The sequence below is a fragment of the Dolichospermum planctonicum genome (assembly GCF_005402965.1).
GTDB classification, from domain to species: domain Bacteria; phylum Cyanobacteriota; class Cyanobacteriia; order Cyanobacteriales; family Nostocaceae; genus Dolichospermum; species Dolichospermum planctonicum.
In genome coordinates, this window is sequence record NZ_BJCF01000046.1 from 1 (window position 1) to 14,668 (window position 14,668).

Sequence of the window (14,668 nt, forward strand, 5' to 3'; positions counted from 1 at the left end):
GGTATCGTTACCTATACCGTTGATAGCGGTTGTTCCTGTAAGAGTGAGGTTTTCGATATTGCTGAAAGTAGCAAGAGCAAGAGCGACACTGGATTGAATGCCATCTGTACCCTCTCCCTGATTTTCCGTTATGGTGTCAGTTATGCTATCTACAACATAGATATCGTTACCTAAACCACCAATCAAAGTATCATTACCTAAACCACCATTAAGGGTATCATTACCTAAACCACCATCAAGGATGTTATTAGCTGTGTTACCTGTAATGGTATTATTCAGGCTGTTTCCAGTACCGTTAATAACGTTTGTTCCTGTGAGGGTGAGGTTTTCGATATTGCTTAAGGTAGCAAGAGTAAAGGTGTCACTGGATTGAATGCCATCTGTACCCTCTCCCTGATTTTCCGTTATGGTGTCAGTTATGCTATCTACAACATAGATATCGTTACCTAAACCACCAATCAAAGTATCAGTACCTAAACCACCATTAAGGATATCATTACCTAAACCACCATCAAGAATGTTATTAGCCGTGTTACCTGTGATGGTATTATTCAGGCTGTTTCCAGTACCGTTGATAGCGGTTGTTCCTGTGAGAGTGAGGTTTTCGATATTGCTGAAGGTAGCAAGAGTAAAGGTTTCACTGGATTGAATTCTATCTGTACCCTCTCCCTGATTTTCCGTTATGGTGTCAGTTGTGCTATCTACAACATAGATATCGTTACCTAAACCACCAATCAAAGTATCAGTACCTAAACCACCATTAAGGGTATCATTACCTAAACCACCATCAAGAATGTTATTAGCCGTGTTACCTGTAATGGTATTATTCAGGCTGTTTCCAGTACCGTTAATCGCTGTAGTTCCAGTCAGAGTAAGGTTTTCTACATTATCGCTCAGAGTGTAGGTGACAAATGATTGGATCAGTTCTGTACCTCCATTCAACGCTTCTGTAACTACATCACCTGTGTTGTCAACAACGTAAATGTCGTTACCCACACCACCAATCAGGGTATCTGCACCAGTTCCACCATTGAGGGTGTTATTCCCATTGTTACCTGTGATAGTATTATCCAGGCTGTTACCAGTACCGTTAATGTTAGCTATTCCAGTCAGAGTGAGGCTTTCTACATTATCGCTCAGAGTGTAAGTAACAAATGATTGGACTAAATCCGTACCTTGATTAGCTACTTCTGTAACTACATCACCTGTGCTGTCAACAACATAAGTGTCGTCTCCTAAACCACCAAGCAGAGTGTCATTACCACCACCACCAATCAGAGTGTCATCACCCGCAAGACCAGTGAGTCTGTTATTTCGACTATTGCCAGTGATGATGTTATTAGCATCGTTACCTGTACCATTAATGTTGTTAACACCAGTCAAAATTAGATTGGTTTTTGCTGCTGCTAAAGTAGCAGTAAAACCAGAAGTAACAGTATCAGTGATAGTGACAGTGCTAGTAACAAAGGGGATAGTTGCACCAACAGGGTTAGTTAATGTGATGGTAAACTTCTCGTCAGCTTCAGCGATCGCATCAGCCCTAACAGGAATAGTGATAGTCTTGCTTGTCTCCCCAGCCGCAAAGGTGAGAGTACCAGTAGCAGCAGTGAAATCAGTACCAGAAGTAGCAGTACCACCGCTGGTAGCGTAGTCAACCGTTACCACAGTATTACTAGCTTCACTCAGAGTAACTGTAACTACAGCATTTACATCTACAGATCCCTCCACCACAGTCACATCATTAATACTGATTCTGTTGACCAGGTTTAAAGGTTTCTCCAACCTCAACAAAATTTGTTCATTGTTGTCTACCGCAGGAGGACGACCGACTGAGAAAGGATAGTTGTTGTCATTGGCAACTAAAATCGTATTTTTGTCAATAACTACAACACTCTCAATAGTTACGAAGGGGAAGGTAAAGGTAGTTTTGCCATCTCCGTTAATGTCGTTGGGGTCTTTGATGTTGAGTAAGTCTACAACTTCCTCCTTGGTTACATAACCATTGGCATCTGCTCTAGACAAGTCAATCTTAAAGATTCTCTTGAACTTAGCAGCATCTCCTTGATTATTATCCCGCTCAATCACCAGGTACTCATTATCATTAATGACTGTGATATCACCAATAGCATTCCCTGCATCATCCAACCTGTAGAACAATTCCCTACTAGTGTATTGGCGGCTGGCAATGTCAAACTCATTAATCCGTAAAGCACCCGCAGCATCACCTTGAACCGTACCCTCTAGGAGCATATAGATCTTAGTTTTGCTGGCGTTAATTGCACCACCCTCAAAACCCTTAGAGCGACCTAAATTAGCAACAGCAGTTCCTGCCAGGACATCAGGATTTTGGGGAGAACGAACAATGTTGTACCCAGCATCACCAACTAATCTGTCTCTGACAGTATCGCCTGTATCAGGAAAATCCGTAAACAGTGCATCTACACCTAATTGGAAGAACTGTTGGAACTCTAGCTTAGGATCACCCTTGTAATCTGCCGCTAAATAGCGTCCCTCATTACGGAAAGTGTAAGGATGAACCAGCAACCCTGCATTATGAGCATCTAGAACCAAGCTAGTAGGAGCTAGTGTAGTTCTATCAGCATCATTAACCGTACCATCACCATTCACATCATCAGCTCTGCCGTCGCCATTAGCATCAGTACCCTTAACGCTGACAATCATCCGTTTCCAAGGACCAATGGCATCAGCATATTTAGCAACATCAGCCAAACCTTGAGAACTCCGCAAATCGCCATAGGTGCGAGAGTCACCACTAACAATGAAGTCGTAAGGTTTATCTTCAATAATATTGCCATTGATATCAATACCACTGGCATCTAGAAGTTGAACCAGCGGGATATTTACCCCCGCAGCCGGCATGATAGTATCATGCAACTCCTTGAGGTTGCCAACTTCAAAGGACTGGATGAAAATGCGACTAGGATCAGTGAAATTATTTGCCTTCAGAGTATCTATGAGGATCTGACCCAGATTACGGTTAATCTTAGTAGTTGTACCTACATAAGTAGCTTCAGAAAGCGAATAGGTCGGATGCTTGGTTTCGGGGTAGATACCAATTTTCTTACCTGTATTGGCTTCCACTCCCTTAACTAAATTAATAATTTCCGTCAAGGTAGGAATTTCAAATTGACCGTTAAAAGACTGGTCACGGAAAGACAGACGCTCAATAGCGCGTAATTCCTTAATTTCTGCCAAAGTAAAATCTTCAGCAAACCAACCCGTAACCGACGTTCCATCTAAAATTACAGTCTTTTTCCGATCTGCAAATTTAGCAATAGTAGCCACATTGGTAGTTGTATTACCAGTATTTACAGAACCATCAGCATTCAAAATCGCCAAAGCAGGTTCATGACGAGCAATGAGTACACCATCTTTAGTAACAACCAAATCAGGCTCAACAAAATCAGCACCCTGCTCAATTGCCAACTGGTAAGCAGCTAAGGTGTGTTCTGGACGATAGCCACTCGCTCCCCTATGACCAAGAACATCGGGCGCTGTGCCGTCTAGAGTCTTAAATCTATCTGGTGTAGCAATGGGAGCTTCTAGTAACTTACCAGTAGCATCAAAATGTAGAAGGTAAGGACCAAATTCTTCACCAACCCAGATAGTGCCATCCTTATCAAAAACAAAAGACTCAATATCAAAATCTGCACCAGTCAGGTTTCTAGCCGCCGTTGCATCATTGACAATAGTGAAATTAGTAATCTTCCTGTCTGGGTCAGAGAATTGGATGTAATCTAAAACCTTAACTTTACCGTCTCCATTCTCCGTACCCCTAAAGTTTGGATCTACACGATAAATCCGTAATAAGTAGTCAGCGCTATTTTCTTTTGCACCGTAACCATTATCAGGTTGGAAGTAAAAACTGTTATTGTTGCCAATTTGAACAGCACTAAAACCTTGAATTGGTTGACCAGGGAATGGACCAGTTTTACCATTAGCAGAAATACCATTACCAGATTGTGGCCCTTCGGCAAAAGTATCCGCAGGTAAAGCAGAAAACCCTAGCAACTCAACATTTGGTACTGGAGTAGCAATCAACAATTGACCACCATTTGAATGATTACCATTGAGGACATTCAACTGGTTGGGGTCTAAACCATTGCGAACACCAGCTTGGACATCAAATAAATAGGAACTGCGACCAAGTTGGGAATTAGGCGTAGTTTCTTCGATACCGGATGTCTCCCAGTTTCCAAAAGAGGTGTTAAATGCCGTACCTTGAGCATTCTGGTCAATTTCAAACAGAGGTTTCACGGTATCGGTAGCGATATCATAAGACCAAATACGACCATTGCGCTGTTGAGCATTGACTATTTCAGGACCACGACCGGCTGTGTCCTCTTGTAGTAAGAGTTTGCCATTGTTATCAACAACGATGTTATCGTAGCTAATCCCCGTGTTTGCACCACCAGTTAGCACCAATTCAAAATCGCTAATTTCTCCCGTAGGATCTGCCGCATTCAAACTAAAGCGATAAGCCTTACCGTAAGCATTATCCTCAGTAGTTGTACCAGGGATTGTGCTTGTATTACCAGTGGTGACAAAGTAGAAAGTACCTGGATTGTTAGGATCTTCGCTGATGTCTTCAAGACGACGGAAATTAGTAGAACGGGTGACATCATTTACCCAGTTAGTCAAGTCAGTACCACTAGTCCAGGGCTGGTCATCTGCACGGTCTGCTGTACCTTTGGTATCGTAAATCACTGACCGATCAACCTTTGTCCAAGTGGCCGTGACCTTTGTACCTTCCGCCAAGGTTTCGTAGTCATATCCTGTCACCTTGAGGACATACAGTTCACCGTCTTTGAAGCCATTGGGGTCTGCTGCTGTTTGATTACCTACAAACATATACAGTTCACCGTCTCCAGAATCTTCTGATGACAGTAGTACCGTTTTAGTGGAGTTAGTAGCCCGATATTGAGATGTTGCGATTACATTTTCCTTAGAAAAGCGACCGAAACCGTCTAAAGCTTGAGCAGTTCCATCCGTTGCTACAGCCCAACCACGACCGTTACCAAACTCTTCTGGGACAAAGTATACTGGGCCACCTTCAAAGCCATAAGTTGCCAAATAACTGGAACAGAATGGACCGAAAGCAAAATTTCCTGTTTGAGTAATACCATCAGGTGTAATGGTGATATTACTGATTTCTTGACCTTGGCTATCTACTACCTTCTCAATTAAATTCTTACCACCAATTACCCGCCAATTTTTATCAAATTGGAACAAGGAAGCCCGCGCACCAGTGATTTGTCCGGGAATGGTGCTAGAAATATCTGTTTTTGTGGTGCTGCCAAATTCGTGGTTAACAAAGACATAGTAAGAATCAACGGTTTCATAAATGCCCAGTCCGTCAGGAGTACCAGTAAAAGCGAATTTTTCGGTATTACTAGCGGTAAAAGCACCAAAACTACCTGTTAATAGAGGCACTTCATCCCCAGCTGTCAAAAGTGCATTGAGTCTGTAATCAACACCACTCAACACTTTTACATAAGCAGGATCAGTGGTTCTGCCATTGACTACCGGCTTGTCGGCAACTTGAGGAACAGCTGCTAACAATTGTCCACCCTCTACATGAGCGCCATTGAGAATATTGGGCTGGTTCGGGTCAGCAGTGTTGTTGAGACCGTGAGCTTGAACATCGAACAAGTAGCCACTTACACCAGTTAGACTATTTTGGGGTAGTTCAACAATTCCAGAGCTTTCCCATGCACCAGTACCGATATCATAGGCAGCGCCAGCAGCCTGTTGGTTAATTTCAAACAAGGACTTAACGGTATCGGTAGCGATGTCATAGGACCAGATTTGAGCATCGCGGTTCTGGGCTGCCATGACACTACCACCAAAAGCAGTGGTGTCTTCTTGAATGGCTATTTTGCCGTTTTTGTCAACAACAATGTTGTCGTAGCTAACTCCAGTATTGGGTCCACCAGTCAACACCAATTCAAAGTTACTAATTGCACCTGTGGGGTCAGCAGCGTTGAGACTGAAACGATACATTTTACCGTAGGGGTTTTCTGCTTCTGCTGCTACTGTGGTAGTAGTACCGTCTACCTTATTATTTGTACCTGTGGTGACAAAGTAGAAAGTACCAGGATTATTTGGGTCTTCTGCTATGTCTTCTAAACGGCGGAAGTTGGTAGAGCGGCCACTGGCATTCACCCAATTAGATAAATCTAATCCAGTGGTCTTAGCTACATCATCAGCCCTGTCTTCCGTTGCTTGAGTGTTATATACAACACTACGGTCAACCTTAACCCAAGTAGCGCCTACCTTTACCCCTTCTATCAAGGTTTCACCACTGTAGTCAGTAACTTTAAGAACATACAAATCACCATCTTTGAAACCGTTGGGATCTGCTGCTGTTTGATTACCAACGAACATATAGAGTTCGCCATCACCAGTGTCTTCAGTAGACAATAATACCGTTTTGTTGGAGTTAGTAGCTCGATACTGAGATGCTGCAATTACGTTTTCTTTGGAGAAGCGTCCTAAACCATCTAAAGCTTGAGCAGTGCCGTCGGGTGTGACTGCCCAACCCCGGCTGTTACCGTCAGATTCTTCTGGTGCGAAGAATACAGGACCGCCTTCAAAACCACTCTCCGCTAAAAAGGATGAACAGAAGCGACCAAAACCTGGTATGGTGGAGGTTAGGCTGACAATATCTGCTCCGCTAGTAGTAAAGGTGATTTTGCCTAGTTCAGTTCCCGTACTATCAACGGCTTTTTCAATTAGGTTTTTACCACCGATAACTTTCCAGTTTTTATCGAATTGGAATAGGGAAACTCTCGCTCCGGTGATTTGTCCTGTGACTGTGGTGGAAAAATCTGACTTGGTAGTGCTACCCAATTCGTGACTGACAAACACATAGTAACCTGTGGCTGTCTCATAAATTCCCAAACCGTCGGGAATGCCTGTGAAAGCAAATTTATCAGTAGCACTGGTAGTAAAAGAACCAAAAGCACCTTGTAATAAAGGAACTTCGTCACCTACAGTCAATAAAGGAACAAGGGCATATTGTGCGCCTTGGGGAAGTTTATTGACGTAAGCAGGAGCGGTTGTTCTTCCGTTCTGAATTGCCATACTGAAGATGTTTGTATTTTTGTTTAGTTTTTTGCATTGCTATTCAAGTTATTTGTTCAAGCTATTTGGTTAACTCTATCTTTCCCAAATCTCCAGCAGCTTGGTTTTCATAACCAGTAACAGCAACAATTCAAATAATGACATTCAAAGATTAAGGGAAAGATAAGCTTAATAGAATAATCGGTTAAAATTAGATTAGATATCTGAAACTTTCTTTCTCATCCTTAGGGAATATTTTCGCTGCAAGCTTGATCGTGGTTCATTCTTTCATCACTGCTGACTAAGCCTTATAAATAAAATAAAGTCAAATAAAGTCAAAAAACTTATATATACCAAACAAGTGCAAAAAATCGTCTAATTAGATACAATTTATAAACATTACCAGCAGCTTTGGAGAATAACATGATTTTATCAAAAGGCTTTGAAATTGAGATGTATACTGGTACGCCTCAAGGTGAAATTGTGGGACTATCGGACAAAATTATTTCCGATTTAGATGGTTTTATGCGTGAACCAGATAGCCGCAATGTGGAGTACATAACTCAGCCCTCGACGAGTTATGAGAATTTATTGTGCGCTTTATTAGGTCCTAGAAGAAAGTTACGGAATTATTTACAAAAGTTGGATAATTACACTTTAATACCGGGTAGTACCTTGTCCTTGCCAGGCAGAGATGCCTCCGGGGACATGAACCAACGCTTTTTCCGTTCTGACCCCACTAATCCCTATCATGACTACATTGAACAAACCTATGGGACAAAGGTGGTGACTGCCAGCGTCCATATCAATATCGGTATTAGTGATCCAGAGGTATTAATGCGTGCCTGTCGGGTGATCAGAATGGAAGCACCTCTCTTCCTAGCCATGAGTGCTTCATCTCCTTTCCTGGATGGTAAAACTACTGGTTATCATTCCACTCGCTGGGGCATATTCCCGCAAACTCCCGATCATGTACCCTTATTTACTAGTCATGCCCATCATATTCAATGGGTTAATGAACAATTAGACGCGGGTAAGATGCAAAATGTAAGGCATTTATGGATATCAGTGCGTCCAAATGGCGATCGCCGTCCTTATGATCTAAATCGTTTAGAATTGAGAATCTGTGATTTAGTGACAGATCCCATTGCTTTATTAGCAATGACTGCTCTGCTAGAAGCGCGGTTAATCCAAATTATTGACAATCCTAGCATTGATCCCTTAACTCAAAGCCCTTTTTCTCCCGAAGAACTGATCACCTTAACCATGAAAAACGAAATGGCTGCTGCCACGGATAGTCTTGACGCTAGATTGCAGCGGTGGCAAGATGGTAATAGTATTCTGGCTAGGGATTGGATCAGAGAACTCGACCAAGAAATTTGGGGTATTGCCAAACAACACGGCTTTAGCTGTTTTTTGGCCCCACTGCAAAATATCCTACAAACAGGTAATGAAGCTCAACAATGGTTACAACTACATAAAATAGGCGTTGAAATTCAGCGTGTAATTGCTCAAGCGATTCTGACGACTCAGGAACGGGAAACCGAACTAGAAAGCAAACTATGTTTATCTGTCAGGGAATAGGTAAAAGAGGAGGTGGGGGGACGAGGGATCATCAACTTTGTACCCTCCCTCAGATTTGGTTATCAAATCACCTGGTGTGATTTAAAAAACTAATCAATGGAAAATACTTTTGACATATAAAAAAAAACTATATATCGCCTCTGTATTTTGATAGATTTTGAGATGAAAAGAATTTCTAGAATAGACGACTAAGATTCAAAAAGATGCCGCAGATAGTTTTAGTGAACCCGCAAATTCCTCCTAATACAGGCAATATTGCCCGTACTTGTGCAGCCACAGCCACGGAATTACATTTAGTCGGACCCTTGGGATTTGAAATTAGCGATCGCTATCTTAAAAGAGCAGGGTTAGATTATTGGCCTTATGTTAAACTCCATTATCATGAATCCATAGAAGCATTTCAAAATGTAAAGCAACAAAGAGGGGGTAGGTGTTTGGGCTTTAGTGTTCGTGGTGATTTTAACTACATTAATTTTCAATTTCAAGCGGAGGATTGGTTATTATTTGGCAGTGAAACAGCAGGTTTACCCGGTTCTATTCTTTCCACCTGTGACTCCACCCTATATATTCCCATGTATGAACCGGGTGTCAGGAGCTTAAACTTATCCGTCAGCGTAGCCATAGGTTTATTTGAATGTCGCCGCCAGTTGGGCTACTTACAATAATCTATTAACAATATTAATATTATTGAGAAATAATATTGAAGAATCAAAATTTTTGATTAAATGTGATAGAAATATCTAGATAAGAGGAATCATGGTGAAACTTCTGGCATTTTTGTTATTTAAATAATATAAATGCCGTGGAGATAGTGATAAATACGGATAAGTATCCGGGAAATGACATAAGAAATTTGTATAGATATTTTGAGAGTAAATAGACTGCCAAGGATAAATTTTTGTAGCTTCCAGGTTTTGATTCCTCAGGAGAGAAAATTAGCAAAAACCTTGACTGTTAATGATTATGAGAGATATGTATCCAAGACTACGACAGAAAGATGCAAAAATTGCTGATATTAGATACGGTTGTTTTTTAGATCATAATAAACGTAAAGTGTGCTGTTGATAGAACGGATTGAGTCAAAAAATCTTGAAAATAGTTAAAGCCGGAGGATCGCCTGTGCAGAAGCTGATGAGCCAACAGCGCCAATAGACCAAGACTTGCTATGATATTTGTTTAGTTCGTGCTATTTGCCGCCAGCAAATGAGCTTAGATAATTGTCAAGAGCTAACATTCTTGGGTTGTGAGGAGGGACTCAGACAAGGCATCACCAAAAATTTTCAGATTTACCAAGGTGCATGAACTTGTCCAAATTACCAGAAGCAGGTTAGTCTTGCGTAAATATCTCTGGTGAATGTGATCTTGATGTGTAGTTTGATGTGATATCAATCATTAAATAATATCTAACTTAAAAATCAAGGTCAGTTAAAAAGTATTGATCATAGGAGGTTGTCTTTGAAACGAGCATTGAAAAAAAGAGGGCAGGCTGTGTTAAAAAATAGCCCCATCCGTGATGATGCCCCGGGAGGGCAAACAACTGATGACAAAAATCCCCAAATAACCCTCCGGTCACGGACTCATCAGGCCGCCATGATTGGCTTGGCAATATCCATGGGAGCAGCCAGCCTTTTGGTGACTCGACAAAGTGATCAAGCCCAAGCAGCAGCTCCTGTTGACAGTCAAAAAGCAGCTTCAACAAATTCTGTTGTTTCTGAGACTGAGATGAAATTTACCGCCACCAAGCTGGAGTCCCAAAGTATCTCACAGGTAGGGGGTGTAGTAAATCCTGTCATATTAGAACCAACAGTAGTTTCACGAGTACCTGGACCGGAAGCTAAATGGCAAATTGCCACCAACAACACACCTGTCCTCAGTGAAGCGTCTCGAAGAGAAGAAACTACATCCAATGTAATTTCACCTATTAACGCGGCTGAAAAAAATTCTGTCCACTCACAAAGCCAATTAGCACAGGGAGTGAGCAACCGCCCAATTCAGTCTACATTAGCAGCCGATAACCAAGAAACCGAAGCAGCACAACAATTGTCTAACGAGGTTGCAGCGGCGGAATTAGCCGGTGGAAGTGTTGATGCCAAACTAAAAGCACAGCAAGAGGTAGCTCTCAATCGCTTGCAGGAGAAATCAACCCGGTTAAGAAATAGTTTGGCACAGTTACGGGCTCAGAGAACGCAAAATCGATCAAACACTGGTATAAATGAAGAGCAGCCAACCACTGGATCTAATAACTCTGTCGCAAAACAGTCCAAGAATTTGACTGGTTCGAGCCAAGCTGAACTTGTAACTGAGTTAAAACAGAACCAGGAACCCAGTGCGACGGTACAGCAAATAGCAATGCCTGGATCAACTTCCACAAAAGTTGCCGCACAATTGCCTCCTTCAACATATCAGGTTAAGCCCGGAGATACATTAGCAGAGATAGCTAACAATTATGGTATTTCAGTTTCCGAGCTAATTAAAGCTAATAATCTTAGCGATCCTTATCAACTGCAAATTAGTCAAAACCTAATTATTCCAGCAGCGAAGATGGTAGAGAAGGTTAATAGAGTAGATAATCCTGTAAACACTCCTAGTTTTAACACTAACTCCTTTGTTGCTAACAATACTAGTGTTATAGTTCCTTCGCCCATAGCAACAGAGCAGCCTAAAGCTCTTGATAGTCGTGCTACTAATAATAGCGTAATTATCCCAGTACCAGTGGTGACAGGGGAGCGGCAAAAGAATAACAATCCTAGTATCACTAACCGTATTAATGTTCCCGCGCCCATAACACCCGCGCCCATAACAAATTATAACCAAGGGCAGATCCCTATTGCTATCCCGCAAGCATTACCCACTCCGGGTGAATCTTTTGGATTAGGTGGTGATGCTCCATTACCAAGAAACTTGTCGCCAAAACCGGTGGAAAAGGTATCTAAAGGTAAAGGTAATGAACGTATTCGCAGCTTACAAGCAGAAATTGAGAGATTGCGTTATAAATACCGCGCTCAAGAATCTGGTGTGGCTGCTACAGGTTCTAAAAATAATAGCCAGTCTGTACCTGTTCCTATTGAATCAACCAATAATCGCGTAGTGTCTCAAGTTGGACTACAGATTCCTGTACCCAAAGCGATATTACCCAGCTATAACAATCAACCTGTTCAGCCTCTAGTTACAGATTCAGGGTCTACCAATGAGCCAATTAACCCAGAATTTCTGCCCAGTAAGACTGGTGTTGGCTGGAATTCTGCCCCCAATTCATCTGGGATTAAATTAACAGTTCCTTCTCCTGGAATAAGTGCTTCTGACTCTTTAGGTAAATTGCGAGGAACTAATGTCTCTCCAGCTTTACCACCTTTGGCAGCAGTGGATATATACTTGCCAAAAACAACTGAGGAAAATCCCAATTTCCCATCTAATTCTACTCCTACCAGTTACATTTGGCCAGCAAAAGGAGTCCTTACTTCTGGTTACGGCTGGCGCTGGGGAAGAATGCACAGAGGGATTGATATTGCTAACTCAGTCGGTACACCCATTTATGCCTCCTCTGCTGGTGTGGTCGAGAAGGCCGGCTGGAATAGCGGTGGTTACGGTAACGTTGTGGATATCCGCCATGATGATGGTAGTTTAACTCGTTATGGACATAACAGCCGGATTTTGGTGCAAGCTGGTCAAAGGGTGCAACAAGGTCAGACTATTGCGGCTATGGGTAGCACTGGTTTCAGCACTGGACCTCATAGTCATTTTGAAGTTCATCCTTCGGGTAAGGGTGCTGTTAACCCTATCGCTTTCTTGCCAAATCGTTTGTAATTCCAGATAATCAGGAATTAAAGGGTTTTTTGGTAAATTGAGGGGGGTAAACTCCCTCTTTTTAGTTTTAGGCAAATTTGGGAAATTTGGGAAATTTGGGAAATTTTACAAATTGATAGTTGTCAATTGGAAATTCGTATGCTATATTAATAAGAGTTGGTTAAACAACGCGGCTCAGTAGCTCAGTTGGTTAGAGTACGGGACTCATAAGCCTGGGGTCGTCAGTTCAAATCTGACCTGAGCCATTTTCCAAATTTTTAAATCAAGTTTACCCAACTTGTAGCCACAATCAAAACAAATTTGGCTTGTTGCTTCCCATCTACTAATAGCGCGGAAATCCCTATTAAACTTTTCCGATTTACTTTCGCATAACGTTCTAAATTGTCGCCATTATATTACAGCAAGTAGCTTTGAGTGAGGTACACCTTGTGCGGGCAAGACTTGTACTGAGATTGGTCGAAGTATGCCCGCACCACAAAAGTTTTATTATTAATATCTGTACTTCATAATATCGGAAACTGCTGTATTTGTATATATTTGTATATATTTGTATATTTGTATATTTGTATATTTGTATATTCGTAGTGGCAATTCACGAATCGCCCCGACGGATGTTTTCACGGAACTTTGAGATTAAATCCTTTGGTTTTCCACCAGACAAAAGCAAACTTGCCAACAGAGTTAAATCTAAACCCGGTAAAAATTCACTTTTTAATATTTTCTCATACTTATCACCCCGGAGAAAATATAACGAAAATTGATGATTCTGCCAAAACCAAACTTCCGGTACACCCAAACCTTGATAAATTAATAAATCATCAATTCCCCCACTCGTCACAACCACCTCAATAGCCAAATCAGGAACAGATTTTTCAGAATCAAAACAATAACATTCATCCGGTTCAATACCTCTAGCGGCTGCTTCCCTTCTAAAAGTAGTTGAACCTAAAGGATAAAAATCAATATCTTTTTCTATAAAATAAGTTTCTAATAATAAAGCAATAATCTTTTTATCAAACTCATGACGACGACTAGGAGACATTATTTCTAAAGTACCTTCTAAATATTTAAAGCGATAATGAGAAATACTTTTAAATCGCTGTAACAGGCTCTCATATATATTCCAGTTAATCCCATTCATCAGTAAAATCTGGTCAGAATCAACATTATCTAATACTGATTGACTTGTTAATTCTTCCCAGCAACTCAACTTTTCTAGTAAACCTAACATTGTCACTGCTCCAAAATTGCTTTAATCTCAGACATAATTCCAGCAACCCGCCGATCTTTCTCTAGGATATCATTTACCAGTTGCTCAGGCGCTAAATGTTCAAAATCCGTCTGATTATTGGGGTTTTTGCGGTCAAGATTATAAATTGCCCAGTAAATAGCGTCCCCTTTGGCCTTCTGTTCCTTAGCAATGTCGCGCTGATTTTGTTCCTCAGTTTGAAAATGTATATCTTTAATATATTCTTCCGTAAACATCATTAACTCCTATGCTGAATCAAGTAAACTTTGTAACTGATTTACCGCGTCCCTCAACTCCTGAACACCCCCAAACCGTTCAGCAATTTCAATTACATTACCATAATTAGCAAACTCCCGATTAGCCTTAAAAGTCGTGGTAATATTAAACTCCTCAACAGCCTTTTCAGCATACTTATCCAAAAGAATCTCTAAAATTGCCCTGGCTTCCTCCCCATATTGTTCAAAAAAGTCAGACTTACCACGACGCAACCTTTCAGCCCGTTGTTTGCAAGTCAACACCGGAGCATCAAAGGCTACATAACATAATAAATCAAAAGGATCAGCTTCGGAAAGATTAGTTACTGCTTTTAACTCATCAAAATCAATTCCCCTATCTGCCAGTAAATCAATAATTTCTGCCCGTTCTTCAGGAACAGCCCAGCGTTGTTGTATTTCTATAGTAGAACGATAGAGAGTCCTAACTTGTTCTCTGGTATAATCAATTAATTTAGACAAACGCAGTTGATTATCTTTGGCAAGTGACAATAACAGTAAATCGGGATGACTGGATTCGAACCAGCGGCCCCTTCGTCCCGAACGAAGTGCGCTACCAAGCTGCGCCACATCCCGCCATAGAAATGGTAATTTAGAACCATCATACCACAATTAGCAAAAAATAACAAATTTTTCTGCCGCCGGAGATGTCTTTGCTTGCTAGGATAAGACT

7 protein-coding genes, 2 tRNA genes and 1 pseudogene are annotated in these 14,668 nt (G+C 41.4%); 4 read left to right on the forward strand and 6 right to left on the reverse strand.

Going from position 1 to position 14,668, the window contains the following annotated elements:
* On the reverse strand, positions 1–7,107 hold a 7,107-nt coding region (locus FFO06_RS16875; RefSeq protein ID WP_137909077.1), incomplete at its 3' end, for an esterase-like activity of phytase family protein.
* Between the two features lie 402 nt (positions 7,108–7,509).
* Here FFO06_RS16875 and gshA point away from each other — a divergent pair.
* The 4 genes from gshA (at position 7,510) to FFO06_RS16895 (ending at position 12,719) form a co-directional block, all read left to right on the forward strand.
* Entirely contained in the window at positions 7,510–8,670 is a 1,161-nt protein-coding gene (gene gshA / locus FFO06_RS16880; protein ID WP_137909078.1) for a glutamate--cysteine ligase, read from the forward strand.
* A 203-nt stretch (positions 8,671–8,873) separates the two neighbouring features.
* The gene (locus tag FFO06_RS16885) at positions 8,874–9,335 is read left to right on the forward strand and encodes a tRNA (cytidine(34)-2'-O)-methyltransferase (RefSeq protein WP_137909079.1); all 462 of its coding nucleotides are present in this window, start codon (positions 8,874–8,876) and stop codon (positions 9,333–9,335) included.
* Between the two features lie 823 nt (positions 9,336–10,158).
* Entirely contained in the window at positions 10,159–12,474 is a 2,316-nt protein-coding gene (locus FFO06_RS16890) for a peptidoglycan DD-metalloendopeptidase family protein (RefSeq protein ID WP_236097173.1), read from the forward strand.
* A 171-nt stretch (positions 12,475–12,645) separates the two neighbouring features.
* A tRNA-Met gene (locus FFO06_RS16895) sits at positions 12,646–12,719 on the forward strand.
* On the opposite strand, the pseudogene FFO06_RS22485 reads toward FFO06_RS16895, so the two are convergent.
* The 5 genes and pseudogenes from FFO06_RS22485 to FFO06_RS16920 form a co-directional block, all read right to left on the reverse strand.
* Positions 12,679–12,852, reverse strand: a pseudogene (locus FFO06_RS22485) (zinc ribbon domain-containing protein); the annotation flags it as partial. The gene FFO06_RS16895 and the pseudogene FFO06_RS22485 overlap by 41 nt on opposite strands.
* 214 nt (positions 12,853–13,066) lie before the next feature.
* On the reverse strand, positions 13,067–13,705 hold the full coding sequence (locus FFO06_RS16905; RefSeq protein WP_137909081.1) for a Uma2 family endonuclease: 639 nt from the start codon (positions 13,703–13,705) through the stop codon (positions 13,067–13,069).
* A 2-nt stretch (positions 13,706–13,707) separates the two neighbouring features.
* On the reverse strand, positions 13,708–13,962 hold the full coding sequence (locus FFO06_RS16910) for a hypothetical protein (protein ID WP_236097174.1): 255 nt from the start codon (positions 13,960–13,962) through the stop codon (positions 13,708–13,710).
* 6 nt (positions 13,963–13,968) lie between these two features.
* Positions 13,969–14,487: a type I restriction-modification enzyme R subunit C-terminal domain-containing protein gene (locus FFO06_RS16915; protein ID WP_162501205.1), complete on the reverse strand. Its 519-nt coding sequence runs from the start codon at positions 14,485–14,487 to the stop codon at positions 13,969–13,971.
* A 10-nt stretch (positions 14,488–14,497) separates the two neighbouring features.
* Positions 14,498–14,571 (reverse strand) — tRNA-Pro (locus FFO06_RS16920).
* Between the last annotated feature and the right edge of the window lie 97 nt (positions 14,572–14,668).

Excerpts from the sequence above, each read along its gene's own strand:
- gshA (WP_137909078.1), top strand. The coding sequence starts at position 7,510 with ATGATTTTATCAAAAGGCTTTGAAATTGAGATGTATACTGGTACGCCT.
- FFO06_RS16885 (WP_137909079.1), top strand. The coding sequence starts at position 8,874 with ATGCCGCAGATAGTTTTAGTGAACCCGCAAATTCCTCCTAATACAGGC.
- FFO06_RS16905 (WP_137909081.1), bottom strand. The coding sequence starts at position 13,705 with ATGTTAGGTTTACTAGAAAAGTTGAGTTGCTGGGAAGAATTAACAAGT.
- FFO06_RS16910 (WP_236097174.1), bottom strand. The coding sequence starts at position 13,962 with ATGATGTTTACGGAAGAATATATTAAAGATATACATTTTCAAACTGAG.